The following is a 23695-nucleotide window of genomic DNA, read 5'->3' on the forward strand; positions in this document are numbered from 1 at the left end:
GACCAGCCCCCACCGGCCCGCAGGAATGAGTGAACGCCCGCTAACCTGCGAGGCATGACTGTAACCCTCGAAGTCGCTGAAGGCGTCGGTACGATTCGCCTCGACCGCCCACCTATGAACGCGCTCGACGTCGCCACGCAGGACCGGATCAGGGAGCTGGCGGGCGAGGCCGCCCGGCGCGAAGACGTGCGTGCCGTCGTCATCTACGGCGGCGAGAAGGTCTTCGCGGCGGGGGCCGACATCAAGGAAATGCAGAACATGGACCATGCCGCCATGGTTCTGCGCTCCCGCGACCTCCAGGACTCCTTCAGCGCCGTCGCCCGGATCCCCAAGCCGGTCGTCGCCGCCGTCACCGGGTACGCGCTCGGCGGCGGTTGCGAGCTCGCCCTCTGCGCGGACTTCCGTATCGCCGCCGACAACGCCAAGCTCGGGCAGCCCGAGATCCTGCTCGGGCTCGTCCCGGGGGCCGGCGGCACCCAGCGGCTGCCGCGGCTGATCGGCCCGTCGAAGGCCAAGGACCTGATCTTCACGGGCCGGATGGTCAAGGCCGACGAGGCGCTCGCCATCGGCCTCGTCGACCGGGTGGTGCCCGCCGCCGACGTCTACACCGAGGCGCACGCCTGGGCGGCGAAGCTGGCGCAGGGGCCGGCGATCGCGCTGCGGGCCGCCAAGGAGGCGATCGACACCGGCCTGGAGACCGACCTGGAGACCGGACTCGCCGTCGAACGGAACTGGTTCGCCGGGCTGTTCGCCACCGAGGACCGAGAGCGCGGGATGCGGAGCTTCGTCGAGGAGGGGCCTGGCAAGGCCAAGTTCCTGTGATCTTCGCCCTGCTGTGAATGTCCCGAACCACTTGCAATTGACGCGATGTCTGATTCCGGGTCCCCCGATGGGGCGGATTATGGGAGCCTTAAGGCAACCCTAAGCCCGCCTTGTCGAGGGGGTCTGGCGATTGCCCGGAGATGGTACGTCTTCGCAGGTCGGAGCGGCTGACGATGGTTCCGCAATGCCGACGGCATATGCCGATCGCCCGGTAACGGACGGAAGGTTTGCGGGGGCGTATTCCCGCGGAACGGCCACGGAGGGCGCTCTCGGCGGCCATGATGGGGGCATGGCGGGGCTGGAGGGCATCGAACAGCCGCGGGGACACAGCCGTGCGGCCGCGGCGCGGTGGTCGCCTGCGGTCGAGGACGAGCGGGCGCTCAAGGCGATCGAGCTGTTCGGCAACCCGACGGACGCGGAGGTTCCGCTCCCGTCCCGCCCCGAGTCCGCGGCGACCGCCCGCCGGCTCGCCCAGGTCGTCGTCCTCCGCCAGTGGCGGCTCAGCCCCAAGATGACGGAGGACGCGGTCTTACTCGTCTCGGAACTCGTGGGCAACGCCGTACGGCACACCGGCGCCCGGGTGTTCGGCCTCCGGATGCGCCGCCGCCCCGGCTGGATCCGGGTGGAGGTGCGCGATCCGTCCCGCGGGCTCCCCTGTCTGATGCCGGTTCAGGAGACGGACATCAGCGGCCGAGGCCTGTTCCTGGTGGACAAGCTGGCGGACCGCTGGGGCGTGGACCTGCTTCCGCGAGGCAAGACGACGTGGTTCGAGATGCGGGTCGCCGATCGGTAGGGGGCAGTGAAACGCGCCCCTTAAGAGCGCGGGGCTGTATTCGATGTGCGGCTCCGCCGCGTGGGCGCGATCAACCCCCACCGGCCCGCACCAAGCAAATCAACCCGTTATCGGGTCAATAGCCCATTTTCTTACCTGCCGCCCCTTAAATGGTGCAGGTGACCCCCACCCACCGACGCGACCTCCTCCGCGCAGGCGCCGCCCTCACCGCCACAGGCGCGCTCACCACCGGTTGCGGCACCACCGGTACGGCCACCGCAGCACCCCCCACCGTCACCCCCACCTCACCGTCGGCCTCCCCCCGTCGGCTCCCCTTCCAGGTCACCCACGGCCCCCGCACCACCGCCGCCGTCGCGCTCACCTTCCACGGCCAGGGCGACCCCGCCCTCGCCGAGCAACTCCTCGGCAGCGCCGAGCAGCACGGCGCCCACCTCACCGTGCTGGCCGTCGGCAGCTGGCTCGACCAGTACCCCGCCATGGCCCGCCGCGTCCTCGACGGCGGTCACGACCTGGGCAACCACACCCAGCGGCACGTCTCCGTCAACGCCATGGCGGAGGCCGACGCCCGCAAGGAGATCACCGACTGCGCGGAGCGGCTCAGGCGGCTCACCGGATCGATCGGGAGCTGGTTCCGCCCCTCCAGGGCGCCGACCGCCTCCCCGCTCGTCGCCCGGCTCGCGGCCGAGGCCGGCTACCCGCACGTGCTGTCGTACGACGTCGACTCGCTCGACTACACCCGGCCCGGCGCGCCGGCCATCACCCGGAAGGTGCTCGCGGAGGTCACGGGCGGCTCGGTGGTGAGCATGCACTTCGGGTATCCGGACACGGTCGCCGCCCTTCCCGCCGTCCTCCAAGAACTCCACCGCCGTGGACTGCGCGCGGTCACCACCACGGAGCTGCTCAGCTGATGCGAACCACGAACGCCGCCCGTCTGCTGTCCGCCGGTGCCGTCCTCGCCGCCCTGGCGCTGCTGCCCGCGTGCAGCGGTGACTCCGACAGCCCCGCGGCACCGGCCACCGGCACCGCCGCGGCCGTGCAGCCGCCGGCGAAGAAGGCGGAGCAGGCCGTCGACGGACTGCCGGGGATGCCCCCGGTCCTCGACCCGAAGGACGTGTACGCCGCCGACCGCCCCGGCAACCTCTCACCCGTGGTCAAGGACTTCCCGTCCCTGGTCTACGTCCCGAACACCAACTCCGACACCGTCTCGGTCATCGACCCGAAGACGTACCGGGTGACCGGGACCATCCGGGTCGGCCGGCAGCCGCAGCACGTCGTGCCGTCCTGGGACCTGAAGACGCTGTGGGTCAACAACGACCTGGGCAACAGCCTCACCCCCATCGACCCGAGGACCGGCCGGGCCGGCAAGCCGGTCGCCGTGCACGACCCGTACAACCTGTACTTCACGCCCAACGGCAGGTACGCGATCGTGATGGCCTCCAACGACCGCCAGCTGGTCTTCCGGGACGCGCACACCATGCAGACCGTCAAGGCCCTGCCGGTCAGCTGCTACGGCGTCAACCACGCCGACTTCTCCATGGACGGCCGGTACTTCATCGTGTCCTGCGAGTTCAGCGGCGAGGTGCTCAAGGTCGACACGGAGCAGATGAAGGTGCTCCGGCAGGAGAAGCTGCCGTTCCACGGCGCCATGCCGCAGGACGTCAAGGTCTCGCCGGACGGCAAGCGGTTCTACATCGCCGACATGATGGCCGACGGGGTGTGGATCCTGGACGGCGACGCCTTCACCAAGCCGACCTTCCTGCCCACCGGCAAGGGCGCGCACGGGCTGTACGTCAGCCGGGACTCCCGCGTGATGTACATCTCCAACCGGGGCGAGGGCACGATCTCCCTCTTCGACTTCGCCCAGAACCGGCTGACCGGGAAGTGGCGGCTGCCGGGCGGCGGCAGCCCCGACATGGGCGGGGTCTCGGCGGACGGCAAGGTGCTGTGGCTGTCCGGCCGGTACAACTCCGAGGTGTACGCCATCGACACCCGCACCGGCACCGAACTGGCCCGCATCCACGTCGGCAGCGGTCCGCACGGCCTCGCCGTCTACCCGCAGCCGGGCCGCTACTCGCTCGGCCACACCGGCATCTTCCGCTGAGGCCGGGCCGCCGGGCCGCCGGGCCTCAGACCCTGAGCAGCAGCGCCTCGGCGCCCACCGGTACGTAGCCGGCGGCCTGGAACGCCCGCCAGCTGCGGGCGTTCCCCGGGGCGACCTGCGCCCACAGGGGTTCTTCGGAGAGGTGCCGGGCGGCGGCCACCAGGGCCCGGCCCAGCCCCCGCTGCCGTACCCCCTCGTCCACCTCCACGGAGACCTCCAGGCGTCCCGCGACGCCCCGGCCGAGCACCACCACCCCGCCGTCCGCCGCCCAGGCGCGCACCTCGTCGCGGCGGCCCCGGGCGTATGCGGCCCGGGAGTGGTCGGGGCCGGTGAGTTCCGTCAGCGGCAGGTCCGGGCGGCCGGGCAGCGGGCCGGCCACCAGCAGCCCGTCGATCGTCTCCTGCTCCCGGCCCGTACGGTCCATCAGAGCGGTGAGGAAGCGCGCGTTCATCGTCGCGGCCAGGGCATCGGTGGGCGTCGCGCGCAGGGTGTCGTACACCCAGTCCGGGTCCTCGTCGACGAAGACGACCGAGTGGGCGGTGAAGGAGAGGACTCCCGCGTCCCGCGGGGAGGGCTGCGGTACGACCGTCGTACGGCCGTCCGGCGGCGGGAAGACGCCACGGGCCGCGGCGTCCAGAATGTCCCGCAAGGTCTCCACGGCCGTACTCCTCGACTCCTTGAGTCTCCACCCACTGGAAGGCCCACACTCGCAGACATGATCGACGACGGCACCGGACTTTTCACCATCGGCGAGCTGGCGAAGGCCACCGGACTGACCGTGCGCACCATCCGCTACTGGTCCGACGAGGGCGTGCTCACCCCGGTGACCCGCTCCGCCGGCGGCTACCGGCTCTACGACGCCGAGTCGTTCGCCCGCCTGGAGCTGATCCGCACCCTGCGCGAGCTGGGGCTCGGGCTCGGGCATGTGCGTGAGGTGCTCTCCGGCGAGCGGACCGTGGCGGAGGTCGCGGCGGCGCACGTGGCGGCGCTGGACGCGCAGATCCGCTCCCTGAAAGTGACCCGGGCGGTGCTGTCGACCGTGGCGCAACGCGGTTCGACCGCAGAGGAGATGACGCTCATGAACAAGCTGGCGCGGCTGTCGGCAGCCGAACGGAAGCGGATCATGGAGGAGTTCGTGGCCGAGCTGTTCCACGGGCTCGACACCGTGGACCCGGCCATCGAGGACCGGATGCGCTCCATCGCCGCGGACCTGCCGGAGGACCCCACCCCCGAGCAGGTGGACGCCTGGGTCGAGCTGGCCGAGATGGTCCAGGACCCCGGGTTCCGGGCGGAGATGCGGCGGGTGGTCGAGTTCAATGCGGCGGACCAGGGGCGCTCCGCCGCCCCCGGGCGGGCCACGTGGTTCCCCATGCGGCTGGTGCAGCTCGGCGCGGAGGCCCGCGCGCGGGGAATCGCCCCCGAGTCGCCCGAGGCGGAGGCGATCGTACGGGAGGTGCTGGGCGGCGGGGACCTCACCGCCGTACTCGAACGGATGGAGTCGGCGTCCAACGACCGGCTCGCCCGGTACCGGGAGTTGCTGACCACGATGAAGGGTGCGGGGCCCGCCGCCGCGTACCGTGCGGAGTTCGCCTGGGTGGTCGCCGCACTCCGAGCCAGCGCGGCCGGTTAATCTGACCTCCGTCAACAAGCAGTAAAGCGTACGAAGGGGCGGATCCGGTGGCGGACATCGAGGAAGCACGCAAGCAGTTCGAGCGGATCGATACGGACGGTGACGGCGTCATCACCGCGGCCGAGTTCAAGACCGCCCTGGCCCAGGGGGGCGACTGGAACGTGACCGACACGGTCGCCGAGGCCATCATCAGGACCCGCGACCTCAACGGTGACAAGGTCCTGTCGTTCGACGAGTTCTGGGCCTACCTGAGCAAGTGACCCGACGGGAGGGGCGCCCGGCACTCTGCGTGCGGGCGCCCCTTTCCCATGCCCGGCGCCGGACCTCACTCCTCCGGCCCAGCCGCGGAATAGGGCACGCCCGCCCGGGGTTGTCGCCGCACGGCAGCGTATGCATGCAAGTGCATGGACTCTCGAAAGGCGTGTCATGAAGATCGGCATCATCGGCGCGGGCAACATCGGCGGCAACCTCACCCGGCGGCTGGCCGCCCTCGGCCACGACGTGTCCGTGGCGAACTCGCGGGGCCCCGAGACACTCGCCGCTCTGGCCGAGGAGACGGGAGCGACGGCGGTACGGGCCGGAGAGGCGGCGCGGGGCGCGGAGGTCGTGGTGGTCACGGTCCCGGTGAAGGCGGTCCCGGACCTGCCGTCCGGCCTCCTGGACGGCGCCGCGGCGAACGCCGCGGTGATCGACACGAACAACTACTACCCGCGGGAACGCGACGGCCGGATCGCCGGCATCGAGGACGAGGGCATCACGGAGAGCCGCTGGACCGAACGGCAGATCGGCCACCCCGTGGTCAAGGCCTTCAACGGCACCTTCGCCCAGGACATCCTGGACCGCCACCGTCCCGCCGGCGAGCCCGGCCGCCAGGCCCTCCCGGTCTCCGGCGACGATGAGGCCGCCAAGCGGGTCGTCCGCGCCCTGATCGACGAACTCGGCTTCGACACCGTCGACACCGGCGGCATCGACGACTCCTGGCGCCAGCAGCCGGGCACCCCGGTGTACGGCCTGCGGGCGGACGCCGAGGGCGTACGCAAGGCCCTCGCCGAGGCGTCCCCGGAGCGCCCGGAGAACTTCCGCGGCTGACGGCTCCGCCGGGTCCCGGGGGGCGGCCGGCGACGGGCGGCGGTCGGCGGCTGGCGGCGGCTGGCTGGCGGGCGGTGGGACCGCGCCGGGGAGCCCGGTCCCGCCGCCCCGGATCGCCGTCCCGGACCGGCGCCCGTCGCTCAGTCCTCCTTCGCCGCCCAGGCCTTGAGGCCGGCCTTGCTCGCGAAGTCCGCCACGTCCTTGTCGTGCGGGTCGCTGGTGTACTGGTGGAAACGCCAGTCGGCCTCGATCCGGGGGTGGCCGGCGCTGACGTAGTCGGCGATCCAGAGGCCGTCGCCGGCGTACGAGGTCGTGTCGATCGTGAGCCAGTAGTTGCGATTCGTGTAGAGGATCACCCGGTTGTTCGGCCGGAGTGCCTTCACCCTGCGGATGAAGGAGTCCTTCTCGGCGTTGCTCGCGTGGGTGCCGTCGCCGGTGGTCTCCCAGTCGACGGCGAGGATCTCGCCCGCCTTCTCCGGGGCGTGCTGGACGAAGTACTCGGCCTGGGCGGTGAGGTTGCCGGGCCAGAGGAAGTGGTAGTAGCCGACGACCAGTCCGGCGTCGCGGCCGGTCTTGGTCTGGGCGGCGAGTTTGGGGTTGACGTACGAACGCCCCTCCGTCGCCTTGATGAAGACGAAGGAGAGGCCGTCCGTGTCGTAGCTCGACGACTGGTACGCGCTCACGTCGATTCCGTACAGCATGGGGGAACTCCCTTGGTGCCAGTGGGGTGACACAAGTTGCAACTGCGTATGTCGTATTCCCCGCCGCGCCGGGAGGGATCCGCGTGGGCGCGTGAATTGTCAGCTTCGCGCCGCCACCTCACCGAGCACGGTCGCCGACTTCGTCGACCAGTCGGAGGTGATGATGCTGGCGTGGTCGGCGGCGAGCAGCGCCAGCCGGGCGGCGACCTCGGCGTCCGTCGGAGCGGTGGAGGAGATCGCCGGTGAGACGTTGTAGGCGTCCGTCATGATCAGGATGTAGTGGTTCGTGGCGTAGAACGACGTGTCGTAGCCGTTGTTCACGTACGTCGCCGCGTCGCCGTCGAAGAACACGAACCAGGGCTGGATCGAGGCGTCGTACCTGCTGGTCCGGGGATCCCCGTTCGCGGCGCCCAGCACGGCGGGGAAGGCCTGGGCCTGGGAGATGTTCCCGGCCGCGTACAGGTCCCGCAGGTGGTCGCCGTACTCCTGGTCCGTCCAGTAGTGGTCGAACGGGTTGGCCTGCTCCACCGTGCCCGGGATCAGCTCGAAGACGAACTTGCCCTTGAGCTGGTCGCGGGTGGGCCAGGCGTTGGCCTTCGCGGCGGCGTCGAGCGTCGGGTACGACGAGCCGAGCAGGTCGGCCGGCTTGTACACGCTGCTGCCCAGCTTCTGGGAGACGAGCGTGTCGAACGCGGTGGGTCCGAGGCCGATGGTCTGGTTGAACCCGACCTTCATCTCGACCTTGACGACGACCGGCGCGTGGTCCGGGTGCAGTTGCTCCCAGGCCGCCATGTTGTCGAGGCAGCTGCCGAGGTCCTGGCTGGTGGCCTGGCCGTACAACTGGCCGGGGGTGTTGGCGTATTCGCAGTTGTTGTTGTCGCCCCACGGGTTGCTGTGGCTGACCCGCCACCGCTTGCTGATGCTGTCGACGTACACGTCCAGCTCCAGCAGCGAGGCCCCGGAGTCCATGGCCTGCGCCCAGTAGGTGTACTTGTCCTTCTCGTACGCGTTGTGCGTGCCGATGGACGTGGTCTCGGAGAACTTCGCCGCGTTCAGGCCCGTGCCCGTGTCCGCGTGTGCCGCCGAGCCCGCCATCACGAACAGGGCCCCGGCACCCACGAGCGCCGCCAGCCGTCTCAGTACACGCATGACCCAACTCCCTTGGGTTGGTGGTGAGTTGGCGGCAGCGTAGAAGCATGCGGTTACCCGGCGGTAGCCCCTGGGGGAACATCGGCCTCCGGAACTCCCGCGGGACGCGGGAGGCCGCACGTACGCTGGCCGCAGGCCGAGGCCCGAGGAGGCGCTGGTGGGAGCGGGTCCGATGGCGGGGCGGCGGCCTGCGGGCCTCTTCGTGGGACTGTGCACCCTGGACGTCATCCAGTTGGTGGACCATGTGCCCGGGCCGGACGAGAAGCTGACGGCCCGTGACCAGGTGGTGGCCGCGGGCGGTCCGGCCACGGGCGCGGCGGTGGCCTTCGCGCGGCTGGGCGGCCTGCCCCGGCTGCTCACGGGCCTCGGCACCCATCCGCTGGCCCTCGGCGTCCGGGCGGACCTCGACGCGCTCGGCGTGCGCGTCACGGACCTCGCCGCCGACCGCGTGGAGCCGCCCGCGGTGTCCTCGGTCCTGGTGACCGCGTCGACCGGGCAGCGCGCGGTCGCCTCGACCAACGCGACCGGACACCGGCTGCGGGCCCCGGCCGACTCGGCCGAGCTGCGGGAACTGGAGGAGCTGGTGGTGTCGTGCGACATCGCCGAGTTCGACGGGCACCACATGGACCTGGCCGTCGACGTGGCACGCGCCGCCCGCTCGGCCGGCCGCCGCACCGTCCTCGACGGGGGCAGCTGGAAGGACGGCACGGAGCGGCTGCTGTCCTCCACCGACGTCGCCGTGTGCTCGGCGGACTTCCACCCGCCCGGTACCGGCACGCCCGCCGAGACCCTGGAGTTCCTCCACGACCACGGGGTGACCTGGGCGGCGGTCACCGCGGGCGGGGCGCCGATCACGTGGTCGGGCCCCGGCGGCGGTGGCCTGGTCGGCGTTCCCGAGACCCGCGTGGTGGACACGCTGGGCGCGGGCGACGTCCTGCACGGCGCCCTCGCCCACCACCTGAGCGGCCCCGCCCCCATCGACGGCCCGGCCTTCGCCGAAGCCCTGGCACGGGCCGCGACGGTGGCCTCCCACGCCTGCGCCTCCTTCGGCACCCGCGCGTGGCTGACGGCGGGCTGACCGCCGACCCCGAGTGAAGGCGTAACGCCTCTCCTTCCTCACCGGCCCCAGGGGCCGCTTGCGTGTCCACGCGCGGCGATTCGGCCAAGTTCCGGGGCCCGGGAAGCGCGGCGACCGGCGGCCGGTGAGACGTGACCCCCGGAATCACGCGGCTGGGGATCCGACTCAAACACGCGTGTTCGAGTGAGGCCCTCGGGTCGTTGTCCCGGTCATCATCAGTCGTCCCCAACGCGGCGCGCCTGCGGCGCTGTTGGCGGCACCCGCCGTCACTCGACCGACCCCCGGAGGAACCATGAATCCCGTCCCCGTCCCCGTCCCTGTCCCCAACCGCGCGCTGACCGCGGCCGGCAGCGCCCCGGTATACGCCCCGGATACGTCAGGCCTGACACCGAGGTGGGGGGCATGACCGCACAGCAGTCACCACCCGCACCCGTCATGGCCTGGGCCGAACGGACCCTGGGCCCGCTCGCTGTGCTGCGCGGTGCCGCGGCCGAACCGCCGCTCGGCCGCGCATGGGACGTCGTACGCACCGGTGACGGGGCCCGTCTCCAGGTCAAGGTCGCCCTGGACCCGGACGCCTTCACCCGGGAGACCTTCGCCCACCGGCATGCCGTGCCCGCCCTCGGCCCCGGTGCGGCCCCGCGTCTGCTGGCCACCTCCGCCGCGCATCTGGCCCTGATCGTGACGACCTTGCCCGGCACGCCCCTCACCCGGCTGCGGCTGAAGGAGGCCACGCTCAGGACGGTCCACTGGCGGGCCGGTTTCCTCCTGGCCCAACTCCACCAGGCCGCACGGCGTACCGGCACCGCGCACCACGACGCGCCGACCGACCTGCCCCGCCTGGCCGACGAGGCGGCCCGTCACCTGGGCACGGCCGGCGACCGCCTGTCGGTGGACGAACAGAAGCGGGTCATGGGCCTCGCCGACCGGCTGCGCTTCGTCGGCCGGCTGCCTCTCGGCTACATCCACGGCGGCCCCCTGGGTTCCAGTCTCCTCTGGTCCGCCGACGCGCAACTGGCCCTGCGCGACTTCGAGTCGGCACGGTTCGCCCCCGCGGTCCTCGACTTCGTCGACCTCGCCTGCGGACCCTGGGCGCCCCAGCCCGGCCTGCGCACCGCGTTCTTCACCGGCTACGGCCGCACCCTCGGCCACGACGAGGAGCTCGCCCTGCACTGCCTGACGGCCCTCACCGCCGCACACCGACTGGCCGAGGCACGCGCCGCCGAGGACAAGGCGCCCCGCACGGCGAGTCGCGGGGAGTAGCGCCCAGGGGTCGGCTGGACGTGCGAAGGGGGCCAGTCCGCGCTGCGCAGGCCCCGTCCCCTCAGCACTCGATGATGTTCACCGCCAGCCCGCCCCGGGCCGTCTCCTTGTACTTGACGGACAAGCGGGCGTCGGACGCTACGAGCCCGCTGGCCTGCTGGTTCTCCGGGATTTTCTTGATCCACTCGGCCGCTGGGGACTTCTCGGGGACTTTCGGCCGGTGGCGGTCCTCCAGCCACGCGTCCATGGCAACGAGACCGCGCTGACCTGCGCCGGGCATGAAGTGAGCGTAGTGGTCGAGGGTGACCTTCGGCGTCCAGTGCCCCAGCCACTTCGACAGGCTGACGAGCGACTCGCCGGCCTCCAACTGCACGCTCGCGTAGGTGTGCCGGAGCACGTGGAACATGTCCTCGCGCGGGGCGGCGTAGAGGGGGACGCGACGAACGCGGCCTCCGTCACGCCGCACCTTCTCCCCGACAGGCTTGATGATGCCGACGGCGGCGAGGGCCGGCTTCCAACGGCGGTCGTTCCAGGTGCGGTAGTAGATCCGGTTGCCGTGCGAAGTGGTGAGAACCAGGTTCACCGTGATCGGCTTCCGCTGGCGTTCCTCCAGGGCGGTGGTCGGAGGCTCGGGGTTGCGCCACGGGAGAGTGCAGGGGGTGGAGGGAAAGCGGCGGAAGTGCTCGCGTGCCCGTATGACGAGGTTGGGCGGCAGGGGCACGTCGCGGGTTTTGCGTCCCTTGGGAAGTGAGAAGTAGGGGCGTCCCTTGATGTCCCACCTGAGCTGCCGTCGCACGTGGACGACGCCCGCCTCGAAGTCGAGGTCCTCTTCGGCCAGGCCGAAGGCCTCGCCTTGGCGGAGCCCCAGCCCGATACCCAGGTCGACAGCGAGCCGGTAGCGCTCCTGGAGTCCCGCTCGAACGGCGTCGACGACCTCACGGGCCCAGGCCTTGGCCTTCCTCTCCGTGGGACGCGGGGGCTTGACGCTGTTCTTGGCCTTCATGGGGTTCCGCAACAGGCGTTGATCGTCCACCGCGCTGCCGAGGATCGTCGACAGATGTCCCCAGATCACCTCCGCCGTCGTTTCCTCGACCCGAGAGAGGGGGGAGGCCTTGAAGGAGCGTAGGGCCGCTGCGTCGATCTCGCGGAGGGAGAGGTCGCCGACCAGCGGGATTACGTGGTTCCAGATACTGCTGGCCAGGGGACCCGCGGTCGAGGGCTCGTCGGACCGTGCGGGCCACCAGTGGTCGACGATGTAGTCGGTGAGCGAAATCTCGCCCCTGCGCGGGTCGACGAAGTCACCGCGACTGGAGTCGGTCTGGGCGGTGGCGAGCCACTGCTTGGCGTCCTCGTTCGTGTCGAAGGCACGGTCCTGGACTCCGGGGATCCCCTTGACCCGGTACCGCATACCGCTGCCGTACCGGGCGGTGCGTTCACGTTTGCCGGTCTCCTTTTTCGGCCGCTTCTTCAACCAGCGGTCCTCTATGTAACCGGCCATTCAGTGATCCTCCGTGCGTGCATGCGTCGCGTGTTGGTCGGTGGCAACGCACTTCGCGGCCGGTGATTATCCCGGCTGCGGATGCTCTTTTCCTGGTCTTTTCGAGAGGGGGCTACTTGTGGGATTTGGTGCGGCGCTGCGCCTTCTGCGTAAGGGGGTTGAGAGCAGGGTTGGAGCGGGAGTCGGCCTGCTCCTGGGCCTGCACCCGTACGTCGAGAGCGGTGATGCGGTACATCACGCGACGCCCCATCCGGAAGCTCGGCGGCCCTTGGCGGCGATGGCGCCAGACGTAGAGGGTGTTTGGGGAGACACTCAGATACTCGGCGGCCGTCGGGAGATTCAGGAAGGCGATCCCGGATATGTGATTTGGCTGAGGCATCGTAGTGCTCCTGTCGTGGCTAAGACGGCGACAGGATGAGAATCCGGGGAAAGGGCGACTTGGTTGGGCCGGAAGATATCTGGTATCGAATGGAGCCAGGCAAGGCGGATTGCCCGCGTGGGGACGTGCGGGCAGATCCGGGCCACACGCGCACGGCCGGCGTTGCGTTCGGCGTCGATAACAACGCCCAACACAGCGAACCGAGTTGTCGGTATGTGATCAGGCAGTGGGCGAGATTGGCGCGCCACCCGGTTCGTCTACCCCGGCGCCCTCGTCAGCCAGCGCCCGGCCGAGGTCGCCGACCGCCAGGTCGCGGGGCATGGGGAGGCCGACCTCATGTCGGCCAGGGCGACAGGTCGGCCATCGGCACGCTCGTCGACCGCACCACCCGCTACGTCAAGCTCTTGCACCTGGCCGATCACGAGTCAGGGTGATGGCTCTTACCCCATAGCGAGACAAGGGCAACGTGACGGATGACACTGTTGACCCCCACCCAAGATCCACACATGATTCCCACAGCTTTTGGTAAGGGAAAGTTAAGAGAATGGTGGGGGCGCGTTCGTGCGAGAACGGTGGCGAGGCTGGCATCACGCGATACGAGTGGGGACCGTAGTCGTCACTCTCCTGGGATGCACGGTTCCGGTACTCGGAGCCGAGGCGGCTCCGTCGCTCGCTGGTGAAGGTGTCTCCTCAGCAGCGGCTGACAGGACCACCGAGTCGCAGGCGAGCGCTCTCGCTGCGAAGACCGGTGAGCGGGTCGAGGTGGACATTAGGACCACCGAGTCATCCCAGGTGTTCGCCAATCCGGACGGCACGTTCACCCAGGAGATGAACGCGGCTCCGGTGCGTGCCCGCAAGGACGACGGCACTTGGGCCTCCATCGACACCACCCTCGTGCGTGACACCGACGGTTCTATCAGGGCGAGGAACACGACGGCCGCTCTCACCTTCTCGGGCGGCGGCAGCGGTGCCGGACTGATCACTCTGGAGGACGAGGGACATGAGTTGCGGTTCGGCTGGCCGACCGCGATTCCCGAGCCCCACCTCGACGGCAGCACTGTCACCTACGCCGGGGTTCTCCCGGACGTCGACCTGAAACTGACGGCTCTGAACTCCGGTTACACGTCGGTGCTCGTGGTGAAGACCGCGGAGGCGGCGAAGAACCCGGCGCTGGCCACGATCAGGATGTCCGTCTCCGCCAGCGGCCTGGACATCGCGCCGACGGCCGACGGGGGTTTCGTAGCCCGTGACAGCGACGGCTCGCCGGTCTTCGAGAGTCCTGCGGGGCGGATGTGGGACTCGGCGGGTGATGCTGCGGACAGCGCACCGGCCGGTGTCACCACTCAACTCACCCGCACCGCTGCGGCGACAGAGCCGAAGGCGACGGACACGGTCCCACTTGCCGAGGCCGGCGGTGAACCGGCGCCTTCGGAAGGCCCTGGCAGTGGTGACGCAAAGGCTGAGCTGCCGCTGAAGGTCACCGGGACGACCCTGGAGATCACGCCGGATCCGGTGCTGCTGCATGGCGAGGACACTGTCTTCCCGCTCTACATCGATCCTCCGACCAAGGGCGTCGTGCTGGGTGACTGGACGGCGCTGGCCTCCAACGGCACCAAGTACTGGAAGTTCGACGGGGACAAAGGCGTGGGGCGCTGCTCCAACTACGCCGGCTACCTCTGTTCGAACACCCCGTACACCCAGCGCATGTACTTCGAGTACCCGCTGTCGTCGATCCACGGCAAGAAGGTCCTGGACGCGACGCTGGAGGTGTACCAGGTCTGGACGTTCACCTGTGATCCGCACTGGTACGACCTGAGTCATGTCACCAAGGGCATCTCCTCCAGCACCACCTGGTCGGGCCGCCCGGCAGCGGACGACCTGATGGGCGACCGGAACGTGGCCTACGGGCGTGGCTCGTTGTGCAGCCCGTCGCAGCCGGCGGACTGGGTACGCTTCAGCGACAACGTGGGCGAGGAGACGAACGAGAACCTGACTCCCACCCTCGCCTCGGCCGCCGCGGACAAGGATCCGCAGATCACGTTCTCGCTGACCGCGCACGACGAGTCCGACGCGGCCTCCTGGGCGCGGTTCCGCAACGACGCGAAGCTGTCGGTGACCTACGTGTCCTACCCGGACAAGCCGACCTCGTACGGCGTGCAGCAGGGCAACATCGGGCAGGTCTGCAACGCCTCCAACTCGGCCTTCGTCACCAGCGCCACCAAGCCGAAGATGCTGGCCACGGTGCAGTCGGCGGACGGCTCCAACGCGCAGTTGCGGGCCCTGTTCGAGGTGTGGAAGGCCGACGGCTCCTCCCGCGCCTGGTACGCGGCCTCGCCGGACGCCGCCTGGGTGGCCGACAACGCGACGCGCGACGCGACCACCAGCGCGCTGACGCCGCAGGCGGACTACCGGATGCGGGTCAAGACGCAGGCCTACTACAAGACGGACCGGGGCGACACGGGCGTCCTGGACTCGTCCTGGTCGTCCTGGTGCTACTTCCGGGTCGACACCGACTCACCGCCGCCTCCGGTGGTGACAAGCACCGACTACAAGCCGGCCGAGACCGACCCCGCCGCGGGCGGCGTGGGCACGCCCGGCAAGTTCACCTTCGCCCCCGGGGACAGCGACCCGGTCGCGGCCGGGGTCCAGTCGGACGTCGTCAGCTACCAGTGGAAGCTGAACAGCGGCAAACTCTCCGATCCGATCCCCGTGACCAAGGGCGGCTCCACCACCCAGTCGATCCCGCCGAACCAGGCCGGCGAGAACACCCTTCAGGTCTTCGCCTACGACGCGGCGAAACACAGTTCCCAGACCGGCTACTACAGCTTCCTGGTGAAGGGCGCCGAAAAGCCCGCCGGGATCTGGCACCTGGACAACGCCCTCACCGATTCCACGGAAGCCACTCAGCATCCGCTGACCGGGTCGGGCGTCACGTGGGACACCCTGGCGCGCAGCGGCTCCGGAGCGGCGAAGTTCAACGGCACGAGCGCCTACCTGGCCACCTCCGGCGCAGTGCTGGACACCACCAAGTCCTTCACCGTCTCGGCCTGGGCGCGCCTGACGAAGAAGGACGTCAACTACACCGTCCTGTCGCAGGCCGGCACGAACGCCTCCGGCTTCCAGCTGTACTACTCGACCGCCTACAACGCCTGGATCTTCAACCGCCACCAGACGGACGTCACCGAACCGGCGATCACCCGCTCGATCGGCACCAGGCCGCCGGTCCTCAACACCTGGACGCACCTGACGGGCGTCTACGACGCGGCGGCGAACACCATCCAGCTCTACGTCAACGGCGTCCCGCAGACCACGCCGGTGTCGTTCCCGGTCACCCCGTGGAAGGCGTCAGGCGCCCTCCAGGTCGGGCGGCTGTGGCATGCCGCAACCGGCAAGGAGTACTTCTCCGGAACGATCGACGAGGTGAAGGTCTGGTCCCGCGCGCTCGCGGACACCGAGGTCGCCCACGATGCCTGGCTGGAGGACGAGGACCTCAGCGACGGCACCGCCGGCGACCCGGTCCCGGCGCTCGTCGCCAAGTGGGACGCCACGGACATGGCGAACGCGACCGGCACCACGGTCAAGGACACCAGCGGCTTCGGCCGTAACCTCACCCTCAACGGTGCCGCACTCACCCAGACCACCACCGGCGACCCGGACATCGGCGAAGTGGTCACCACCACGCAGGCGATGACCCTGAACGGCACCACCGCGTACGCCACCGCCACCGGTCCGGTCGTCGACGACTCCGGTTCGTTCACCGCGATCGCCTGGGTGACGCTGGACCCTGCCAAACTCACCGACACCAGCAAGTCGTACGCCGTGCAGGTGTTCGGCCAGTCAGGCACGAGCCAGTCCTCCTGGGGTGTCTGGTACGAGCAGCCCGCCGGCAGCACCGACGGCCGGTGGACGTTCGGCCGTCCCGACAAGGACGGCACCGGGGCGGACTGGACGACGAGCGGGTCCACCGCGGTCAAAAGGACCCAACTGGGCGTCCCCGTCATGCTGACAGTCGTCTATGACGCCCAGGCGGCGGCAAACCCCAACGACACCTCCGAGCTCGGCGGACTCAAGCTCTACGTCGACAGCGCGCTGATGGGCGACGAGGACGGCATCCCGTTCTCGACCCCCTGGCAGGGCTCCGGGGCGTTCGAGATCGGCCGAGCGAAGATCGACGGCGCCGCCGCGCGCTACTTCCCCGGATCGATCGACAGCGTCCGTGTGTGGGCCGGCGCCACCTCCACCGACACCATCGCCAACCGGCGCAACACCGAGCAGCGGTAACGACCAGGGGTCAAGGGCGGGTCTCCGCGGCCGCCCTTGACCCACCATGCGCTGATCTGCTCACGCCCCTGCGCACTTTCACCGACGCGCTGTCGAGACCCGGCGTCCTCGGGTGACCAGTTGTCCCCCGAGCGACTCTGCCTCTACCCAGGAAACGGGGAAGTCATTGTCCTCATCACCCTTCCGCCCACCCTTGCCAGGAGCTGTCGTACGCCGCTGGCTCGGCCGCGGCGCGTTGGTTCTTTCCCTCGCCGTCCTGCCACAGGTCGCCGTCCCCTCGGGCTACGACTTCGCTGCGCAGGCCCAGCCTTCGACGGCCCGCAAGCCGTTGGAGGACCCGCCCGACGCGAAGACCGACAAGGTGGGCGTGCTCAGACCCGGCGTGTCCAAGGCACCGAAGGACAAGGCTGCCCCTGCCTCCCGCAAGACGCGTGAACGGCTGAAGAGGGCCGCGTGGCCGAAGGGCGGAAGAGCCACCGCCGACGTCCCGGCGACGAGCAGAATCTCGGTCGCCGTCGGTGGACTCAAGGTAAAGCTGGCCCAGACGCCTGTTGCGAAAGCAGGGACGAAAACCAGATCCGGTGTGAAGGCCACCGGCCCGGCCGAGAAGGTGGCGCTCCGCGTACACACCCGGTCGGCGGCGAAGAAGGCCGGTGTCAACGGCGTCCTGCTCACCGTCGACCCGGCGGGCACCGCGTCCGGAAAGTCCGCCGGCGACACCGACAGGCTCCGTGTCTCCGTCGACTACTCCTCCTTCTCCGACGTGTACGGAGGGAACTTCGGGCCCCGGCTGCGCCTGGTGACGCTCCCGGCGTGTGCGCTGACCACCCCGGAGAAGAAGTCTTGCCGCACCCAGACCCCGGTCAAGGGCGCGGACAACGACGCACAAGCTCAGACCCTGACGGGTACCGTCTCCGCCGGCACCTTGAAGGCCGGCACCCCGATGCTGCTCGCGGCTGCGGCCGACAGTTCGGGCGGCGGGGGCGACTACGGTGCCACCTCCCTGTCCCCGAGCGCGACCTGGGAGGCCGGCGGCAGCACGGGGGACTTCACCTGGAACTACCCGCTGCGGGTTCCCCCGGCCACGGCCGGTCCGTCCCCGAACCTGTCCATCTCCTACAACTCCGGTTCGGTGGACGGCCGTACGGCCGGTGAGAACAACCAGACCTCGGTGATCGGTGAGGGCTTCTCCCTCACCGAGTCCTACATCGAGCGCAAGTACGCCTCGTGCAAGGACGATGGGGAGACCGGCAAGGGCGACCAGTGCTGGAAGTACGCCAACGCCACCCTCGTCCTCAACGGCAAGGCCGTCGAACTGGTCAACACCTGTGCCGACAAGGCGGCCTGTGACACCGCCGCCCTCTCCCAGGCATCCGGCGGCAGTTGGAAGACGAAGAACGAGGACGGCACCCGCGTCGAGCACCTGACCGGCGCCACCGGCAACGGCGACGACAACACCGAGTACTGGAAGGTCACGGACGCCTCCGGCATCCAGTACTTCTTCGGCAAGCACCGCCTGCCCGGCTGGAGCGACAAGGGAACCACCGACACCGCCGACGACGACCCCGTCACCAACTCCGTATGGACCGTTCCGGTCTTCGGCAACAACCCGGGCGAGCCCTGCTACAAGTCCACCGGTTTCGCCGACTCCTCCTGCAACCAGGCCTGGCGGTGGAACCTCGACTACGTCGTCGACCCCCACGGCAACGCCTCCTCGTACTGGTACACCAAGGAGACGAACTACTACTCCAAGAACGCCGACACCACGGTCAACGGCACCGCCTACACCCGCGGCGGCTACCTCAACCGCATCGACTACGGCCTGCGCAGCGACCTGCTCTACAGCAAGCCCGCCGCCCAGCAGGTCCGCTTCACCTACGCCGAGCGCTGCCTGACCTCGTGTTCCAGCCTGACCGCGGACACCAAGGCCAACTGGCCCGACGTGCCCTTCGACATGATCTGCGCGGCGAGCACCAAGTGCACCACCCAGATCGGCCCGGCTTTCTTCACCCGCAAGCGCCTCACCGACATCACCACCTCGGTCTGGACCGGCAGCGGCACCACCCAGCGGGACGTGGACGCCTGGCACCTGGACCAGGACTTCCCCGACACCGGTGACGCCTCCTCGGCGAGCCTGTGGCTGAAGTCCATCCAGAACACCGGCAAGGCCAATACGACCACGGCCGCCATGCCGCCGGTCGTCTTCGGCGGCGTCCAGTTGTCCAACCACGTCGAGGGCAGCGGCCCGGACACCCTGCGCTACATCAAGTGGCGGGTGCGCACCATCAAGTCCGAGACCGGCTCGACGATCACCGTCAACTACTCCGACCCGGACTGCATCTGGGGCTCCAGCATGCCGGCGGACGTCGACAAGAACAGCCGCCGCTGCTACCCGGTCAAGTGGTCCCAGTCCGGCGCGACCCCCGTCACCGACTGGTTCCACAAGTACGTCGTCACCTCCGTCTTCCAGGACGACCCCTACGGCCACGGCGACACTGGCGAGAAGTACTACGACTACCAGGGCGGCGCCGGCTGGGGGTACGCCGACGACGAGGGCCTGACCAAGGCCGCCAACCGCACCTGGTCGCAGTGGCGCGGCTACGGCAAGGTCGTCGAGACCTCCGGCGACTCCGAAGGCCCGCGGTCCAAGAAGTCCACGCTCTACATGCGCGGCCTGAACGGCGAGAAGGAACTCGACGGCACAGCCCGCGTGGAGAAGGTCACCGACTCCACCGGCACCGCGATCGACGACTCCCGCCAGTACGCCGGCTTCGTCCGCGAGACAGTCGTCTACAACGGCACCGACGAACTCAGCGGCACCATCAACACCCCCTGGTCCCACAAGACCGGCAGCCACACCTACACCTGGGGCACCACCGACTCCTGGATCGTCCAGGCGGGTGAGACCGCCACCCGCACCAAGACCTCCACCGGCACCCGCACGGTCACCCAGAAGACCACGTACGACCCCACGTACGGCATGCCGATGACCGTCGAGGACAGCGGCGACGCCGGCAAGAGCGGCGACGAGACGTGCGTGAAGACCAGCTACGCCCGCAACACAACGGCCTGGCTGGTGAACACGGTCTCCCGGACCGAGACCTACTCGGTTCCGTGTGCGACCACACCGACGGTCCCCGACGACGTCATCTCCGACGTCACCACGGCCTACGACGGCCAGGCCGTCGGGGCGGCGCCCACCAAGGGCGAGATCACCGCCTCGTACCGGGTCGCGAGCTACGACCCGCTGACCAAGGCACCTGTTTACCAGCAGGTCTCCGCCTCCACCTATGACAAGCTGGGCCGCCCGCTCACCGCGACCAACGCCCTCAACCGGACGGTCACGACCACCTACGTCCCCGACGACACCGGTTACGGCCCGCTGACCTCCAAGACCACCCAGGACCCCAAGCTCTACACCTCGACCACCGAGGTGGACCCGGCCTGGGGTTCGGCCACCAAGACCACGGACGCCAACGGCAACGTCACCGAGTGGTCCTTCGACGCGCTCGGCCGTCTCAAGTCGGTCTGGAAGCCGGACCGTTCGCGCACGCTCGGCGACGCCGCGAGCATCGTCTACGCGTACAGCATCAACAACGACAAGGAGACCTGGGTCCGCACCGACGCCCTCAAGGCCGACGGCAAGACCTACAACAGCTCCTACGAGATCTTCGACGGCCTGCTGCGCTCCCGACAGAAGCAGGTCCCCGCACCGGACGGCGGCCGGGTGATCTCCGAGACCCTCTACGACGACCGCGGCCTGGCCTACATCTCCAACGCTCAGGTCCACGACAACAACGCCCCGTCGGGCACCCTGGCGAACACTTTCCAAGGCTCCGTCCCGGCTTCCACCGAGACGGTCTTCGACGGCGCCGGTCGCGCCACCGAATCGATCTTCCGGGTCTACGACCAGGAGAAGTGGCGCACCAAGACCGACGACCAGGGCGACCGCACCGCCGTCACCGCCGCCGCAGGGGGCACCGGCACCCTGACGATCACCGACGCCCGCGGCCGGGTCACCGAGCGCCGCGAGTACGGCAGCCCCGCCCCCACGGGCAGCGACTACACGCGCACGCTGTACGAGTACACGCCCGGCGGCCAGCTCAAGAAGCTGACGGGCCCGGACGGGGCGGTGTGGACGTACGGCTACGACCTGCGCGGCCGCAAGACCACCTCGACCGACCCGGACACGGGCACCGTCACCACCGCCTACAACAACGCCGACCAGCCACTGACGGTCACCTCCACTCTCAAGGGCGTCTCCCGGACCCTGATCACCGACTACGACGAACTCGGCCGCAAGACCGGCACCTGGGACGGCGTACAGGACAGCGGCCACCAGCTGACGAAGTTCACCTACGACTCGCTGGCCAAGGGACAGCCGACCGCCGCGATCCGCTACGTCGGCGGCACCGCCGGCAAGATCTACTCCCAGGTCGTCACCGGTTACGACGCGCTCGGCCGCTCCAAGGGCACCAAGACCGTCATCGCCGCCACCGACCCTCTGGTCGTCGCCGGCGCGCCGCAGACGTTCACCACCTCCACCGCCTACAACATCGACGGCACCGTCCAGTCGACCTCGATGCCCGCGGTGGCCGGTCTTGCTGCCGAGACCGTCACCAACAGCTACAACGGCCTCGGCATGCTCACCGGCACTGACGGCATGACGGACTACGTCCAGAACATCGGCTACTCCCCGTACGGCGAGATCGAGGAGACACGTCTGGGCACCTCCACCGGCGCCAAGCAACTCCAGATCCTCAACCGCTACGAGGACGGCACCCGCCGTCTGGCCAACACCCACACCGTCGACCAGACCAACACCGGCTACACCAGCGACGTCGACTACGTGTACGACACCACCGGCAACGTCAAGTCGGTCACCGACAAGGCGAACGGCAAGGACACCCAGTGCTTCGCCTACGACGGCTACCGCCGTCTCACCGAAGCGTGGACCCCGTCGTCCAACGACTGTGCCACCGCCCGATCGGCGTCCGCGCTCGGCGGCCCGGCCCCGTACTGGACCAGCTGGACCTACAAGCCCGGCGGCCTGCGCGACACCCAGATCGAGCACAAGGCCGCCGGTAACACCACCACGGCCTATGGCTACCCCACCGTCAACGCCTCCGGGGCCGGCCAGCCCCACACGATGACCTCCGTCACGGTCGGCACCGCAGCGGCCAAGTCGTACGAGTACGACGAGCAGGGCAACACCACCAAGCGGTACGGTCCGACCGGCACGGCGCAGAGCCTGGACTGGGACATAGAAGGGGAGCTGACCCGCCTCACCGAAGGCACCAAGACCACCGACTACCTGTACGACGCCAACGGCGACCTGCTGATCCGCCGCGGCCCGGCGAAGACCGTCCTCTACCTGGCCGGTCAGGAACTCCACTACGACACGGTCGCGAAGAAGTTCACGGCCCAGCGCTACTACCCGGCCGGAGACGCGACCGCGGTCCGTACCGAGGCCGGCCTGTCCTGGATGGTCGACGACCACCACGGCACCGCGTCGATGACGGTGGACGCGGTCACCCAGACGATCACACGCCGCTACACCAAGCCCTTCGGCGAGGCTCGCGGCACGGCACCGTCAGCCTGGCCTGATGACAAGGGCTTCCTCGGCAAACCCGCCGACGCCGACACGGGCCTGACCCACGTCGCCGCCCGCGAATACGACCCGACCAGCGGTCGCTTCCTCTCCGTCGACCCGGTCCTGGCCCGGGACGACCACGAGTCGTTGAACGGCTACGCCTACGCCAACAACACCCCCGTCACCAAGTCCGACCCCACTGGCCTCCGACCGATCACCGGTTGCGAACAGGGATGCAGCGACGGCAAGGGCGGCACCTACCGCGACCACATGACCATGGGCCCCAACGGGACCTGGGTCTACCACTCCACCAAGACCTACACCCAGACGTTCCAGTACCAGAAGGCAGGCGGCGGCACCGGAAGCGGCACCATGACCGTCACGGTCCGCACGGACGCAGGCCACAAGTCGGCCCAGATCGTCTTCAAGAAGGGACCCGACCCGAAGCCACAGGAGAAGGAGGGATGGACGTGCAAATCCTGCTGGGCCATGGGCACCAATCCCAACTACGACCCGAATGCCGACGACCTTCCTGACACAGGGAAGCTCGCAACCTGGCAGAAGGTAGTACTGGGCGCCGTCTCGGCCGTGTCGGTGGCCGTGGCCGCCGCTCCGGTGATCGCGGTCATGGCCCCAGGGTGCCTGGCCACGGCCCCGGTGTGTGCTGCGGAGATCGCGGAGATAGCGACCGGCGGGGCATCCGGCGGCAGCATAACGATCGCTGGGGCCTCAGTGGGTGGGTCCCTCAAGTCCGTCAACGCGGCAGAACACGGTGCACCCAGGACTTGGAACAACTGCGGGGCATGTGCCATTGCAACCGACAGTACGCTCGCGGGTAAGCCCATGAAAGCATGGGACAGCGGCATATTGGCCCCGGAGGTGTTGGAGGAGTACTTCGGAAGTACATTCAAGTATCAGGAGGACGGTGCGGCGGGGGTCGCTAACGAACTGCTCAAGGCGGGCGACGGAGCACGAGGAGTAATCTTCGCCTGGCATGAGGGTGCGGACGTAGGTCACTTCTTCAACGCGGTGAACCATGGAGGGAACGTGAAGTTCCTTGACGGGCAAGCAGGCGGATACGCTGACATGGACTGGGATCACTGGGAGTTCATGCACACGGGGGGTGGTAAAAAATGATCACTCTGGAGGCGGCCAGGCTGGCTGCGCAGGAATTCGGATCCCGCGATCTTCCCGAAAAAGATGGATTGCAATGGGGATTCCTCTTCCGAGGGATTTCGAGGTCCGGTCTCTACCTGTTCCAGATCACCGTCAGCCCGTCGGCTCCACAAGGAAGGCCAAGGTTCGGTGGCAGTCCGGG

At 69.3% G+C, this 23695-nt stretch carries 16 protein-coding genes; 11 read left to right on the top strand and 5 right to left on the bottom strand.

Features of this window, described 5'->3' with window-relative positions:
- Positions 1 to 54: 54 nt before the first annotated feature.
- From ACGF5O_RS32800 to ACGF5O_RS32815, 4 genes are all read left to right on the top strand, one after another.
- Positions 55 to 822 carry an enoyl-CoA hydratase/isomerase family protein gene (locus ACGF5O_RS32800; RefSeq protein WP_393813525.1) on the top strand — a complete coding sequence of 256 codons (768 nt, stop codon included), beginning with the start codon at positions 55 to 57 and terminating at the stop codon, positions 820 to 822.
- Positions 823 to 1006: 184 nt separating this feature from the next.
- Positions 1007 to 1615: an ATP-binding protein gene (locus ACGF5O_RS32805; protein ID WP_393813526.1), complete on the top strand. Its 609-nt coding sequence runs from the start codon at positions 1007 to 1009 to the stop codon at positions 1613 to 1615.
- A 149-nt stretch (positions 1616 to 1764) separates the two neighbouring features.
- Positions 1765 to 2523: a polysaccharide deacetylase family protein gene (locus ACGF5O_RS32810; RefSeq protein ID WP_393813527.1), complete on the top strand. Its 759-nt coding sequence runs from the start codon at positions 1765 to 1767 to the stop codon at positions 2521 to 2523.
- Positions 2523 to 3716 (top strand): beta-propeller fold lactonase family protein, encoded by a 1194-nt coding sequence (locus ACGF5O_RS32815; RefSeq protein ID WP_393813528.1) that lies wholly within the window; start codon positions 2523 to 2525, stop codon positions 3714 to 3716. Before ACGF5O_RS32810 ends, ACGF5O_RS32815 begins: the two co-directional genes overlap by 1 nt.
- Before the next feature lie 25 nt (positions 3717 to 3741).
- On the opposite strand, the gene ACGF5O_RS32820 is transcribed toward ACGF5O_RS32815, so the two are convergent.
- On the bottom strand, positions 3742 to 4374 hold the full coding sequence (locus tag ACGF5O_RS32820; protein ID WP_393813529.1) for a GNAT family N-acetyltransferase: 633 nt from the start codon (positions 4372 to 4374) through the stop codon (positions 3742 to 3744).
- Positions 4375 to 4431: 57 nt separating this feature from the next.
- On the opposite strand from ACGF5O_RS32820, the gene ACGF5O_RS32825 reads away from it, so the two are divergent.
- The 3 genes from ACGF5O_RS32825 to ACGF5O_RS32835 all read left to right on the top strand — a co-directional run bounded on the left by ACGF5O_RS32825 (position 4432) and on the right by ACGF5O_RS32835 (position 6435).
- Positions 4432 to 5346, top strand: a complete 915-nt coding sequence (locus ACGF5O_RS32825) for a MerR family transcriptional regulator (protein ID WP_393813530.1) — start codon at positions 4432 to 4434, stop codon at positions 5344 to 5346.
- A gap of 47 nt (positions 5347 to 5393) precedes the next feature.
- On the top strand, positions 5394 to 5606 hold the full coding sequence (locus tag ACGF5O_RS32830; protein WP_393813531.1) for an EF-hand domain-containing protein: 213 nt from the start codon (positions 5394 to 5396) through the stop codon (positions 5604 to 5606).
- Positions 5607 to 5736: 130 nt separating this feature from the next.
- Positions 5737 to 6435 carry an NADPH-dependent F420 reductase gene (locus tag ACGF5O_RS32835; protein ID WP_393813532.1) on the top strand — a complete coding sequence of 233 codons (699 nt, stop codon included), beginning with the start codon at positions 5737 to 5739 and terminating at the stop codon, positions 6433 to 6435.
- A 140-nt stretch (positions 6436 to 6575) separates the two neighbouring features.
- On the opposite strand, the gene ACGF5O_RS32840 is transcribed toward ACGF5O_RS32835, so the two are convergent.
- Together ACGF5O_RS32840 and ACGF5O_RS32845 are read right to left on the bottom strand one after the other, a co-directional pair.
- Positions 6576 to 7136 (bottom strand): glycoside hydrolase family 25 protein, encoded by a 561-nt coding sequence (locus ACGF5O_RS32840; protein WP_393813533.1) that lies wholly within the window; start codon positions 7134 to 7136, stop codon positions 6576 to 6578.
- A gap of 99 nt (positions 7137 to 7235) precedes the next feature.
- Positions 7236 to 8285: a phosphatidylinositol-specific phospholipase C domain-containing protein gene (locus ACGF5O_RS32845; RefSeq protein WP_393813534.1), complete on the bottom strand. Its 1050-nt coding sequence runs from the start codon at positions 8283 to 8285 to the stop codon at positions 7236 to 7238.
- A 172-nt stretch (positions 8286 to 8457) separates the two neighbouring features.
- Here ACGF5O_RS32845 and ACGF5O_RS32850 point away from each other — a divergent pair, with 172 nt between their 5' ends.
- Together ACGF5O_RS32850 and ACGF5O_RS32855 are read left to right on the top strand one after the other, a co-directional pair.
- On the top strand, positions 8458 to 9363 hold the full coding sequence (locus ACGF5O_RS32850; RefSeq protein ID WP_393813807.1) for a PfkB family carbohydrate kinase: 906 nt from the start codon (positions 8458 to 8460) through the stop codon (positions 9361 to 9363).
- A gap of 402 nt (positions 9364 to 9765) precedes the next feature.
- Positions 9766 to 10626: a phosphotransferase gene (locus tag ACGF5O_RS32855; RefSeq protein WP_393813535.1), complete on the top strand. Its 861-nt coding sequence runs from the start codon at positions 9766 to 9768 to the stop codon at positions 10624 to 10626.
- 61 nt (positions 10627 to 10687) lie between these two features.
- Here the strand turns inward: ACGF5O_RS32855 and ACGF5O_RS32860 are convergent, their stop codons facing one another.
- Both ACGF5O_RS32860 and ACGF5O_RS32865 read right to left on the bottom strand, forming a co-directional pair.
- Entirely contained in the window at positions 10688 to 12124 is a 1437-nt protein-coding gene (locus tag ACGF5O_RS32860) for a tyrosine-type recombinase/integrase (RefSeq protein ID WP_393813536.1), read from the bottom strand.
- Positions 12125 to 12236: 112 nt separating this feature from the next.
- A complete protein-coding gene (locus ACGF5O_RS32865) occupies positions 12237 to 12503 on the bottom strand; it encodes a helix-turn-helix transcriptional regulator (RefSeq protein ID WP_393813537.1) in 267 nt (88 codons plus the stop codon).
- Between the two features lie 792 nt (positions 12504 to 13295).
- On the opposite strand from ACGF5O_RS32865, the gene ACGF5O_RS32870 reads away from it, so the two are divergent.
- Both ACGF5O_RS32870 and ACGF5O_RS32875 read left to right on the top strand, forming a co-directional pair.
- Positions 13296 to 16784, top strand: coding sequence for a LamG domain-containing protein (locus ACGF5O_RS32870; RefSeq protein ID WP_393813538.1), 3489 nt, complete (start codon positions 13296 to 13298; stop codon positions 16782 to 16784).
- 1105 nt (positions 16785 to 17889) lie between these two features.
- Positions 17890 to 23514: an RHS repeat-associated core domain-containing protein gene (locus ACGF5O_RS32875; protein ID WP_393813808.1), complete on the top strand. Its 5625-nt coding sequence runs from the start codon at positions 17890 to 17892 to the stop codon at positions 23512 to 23514.
- Positions 23515 to 23695: the final 181 nt, after the last annotated feature.

This window comes from Streptomyces sp. NPDC048291, assembly GCF_043201715.1.
Lineage (GTDB): Bacteria > Actinomycetota > Actinomycetes > Streptomycetales > Streptomycetaceae > Streptomyces.

What these genes read in the sequence shown, in the direction of transcription:
- ACGF5O_RS32800 (WP_393813525.1), top strand. Translation starts at nt 55, where the DNA reads ATGACTGTAACCCTCGAAGTCGCTGAAGGCGTCGGTACGATTCGCCTC.
- ACGF5O_RS32805 (WP_393813526.1), top strand. Translation starts at nt 1,007, where the DNA reads ATGCCGACGGCATATGCCGATCGCCCGGTAACGGACGGAAGGTTTGCG.
- ACGF5O_RS32810 (WP_393813527.1), top strand. Translation starts at nt 1,765, where the DNA reads ATGGTGCAGGTGACCCCCACCCACCGACGCGACCTCCTCCGCGCAGGC.
- ACGF5O_RS32815 (WP_393813528.1), top strand. Translation starts at nt 2,523, where the DNA reads ATGCGAACCACGAACGCCGCCCGTCTGCTGTCCGCCGGTGCCGTCCTC.
- ACGF5O_RS32825 (WP_393813530.1), top strand. Translation starts at nt 4,432, where the DNA reads ATGATCGACGACGGCACCGGACTTTTCACCATCGGCGAGCTGGCGAAG.
- ACGF5O_RS32835 (WP_393813532.1), top strand. Translation starts at nt 5,737, where the DNA reads ATGCATGCAAGTGCATGGACTCTCGAAAGGCGTGTCATGAAGATCGGC.
- ACGF5O_RS32840 (WP_393813533.1), bottom strand. Translation starts at nt 7,136, where the DNA reads ATGCTGTACGGAATCGACGTGAGCGCGTACCAGTCGTCGAGCTACGAC.
- ACGF5O_RS32845 (WP_393813534.1), bottom strand. Translation starts at nt 8,285, where the DNA reads ATGCGTGTACTGAGACGGCTGGCGGCGCTCGTGGGTGCCGGGGCCCTG.
- ACGF5O_RS32850 (WP_393813807.1), top strand. Translation starts at nt 8,458, where the DNA reads ATGGCGGGGCGGCGGCCTGCGGGCCTCTTCGTGGGACTGTGCACCCTG.
- ACGF5O_RS32855 (WP_393813535.1), top strand. Translation starts at nt 9,766, where the DNA reads ATGACCGCACAGCAGTCACCACCCGCACCCGTCATGGCCTGGGCCGAA.
- ACGF5O_RS32860 (WP_393813536.1), bottom strand. Translation starts at nt 12,124, where the DNA reads ATGGCCGGTTACATAGAGGACCGCTGGTTGAAGAAGCGGCCGAAAAAG.
- ACGF5O_RS32865 (WP_393813537.1), bottom strand. Translation starts at nt 12,503, where the DNA reads ATGCCTCAGCCAAATCACATATCCGGGATCGCCTTCCTGAATCTCCCG.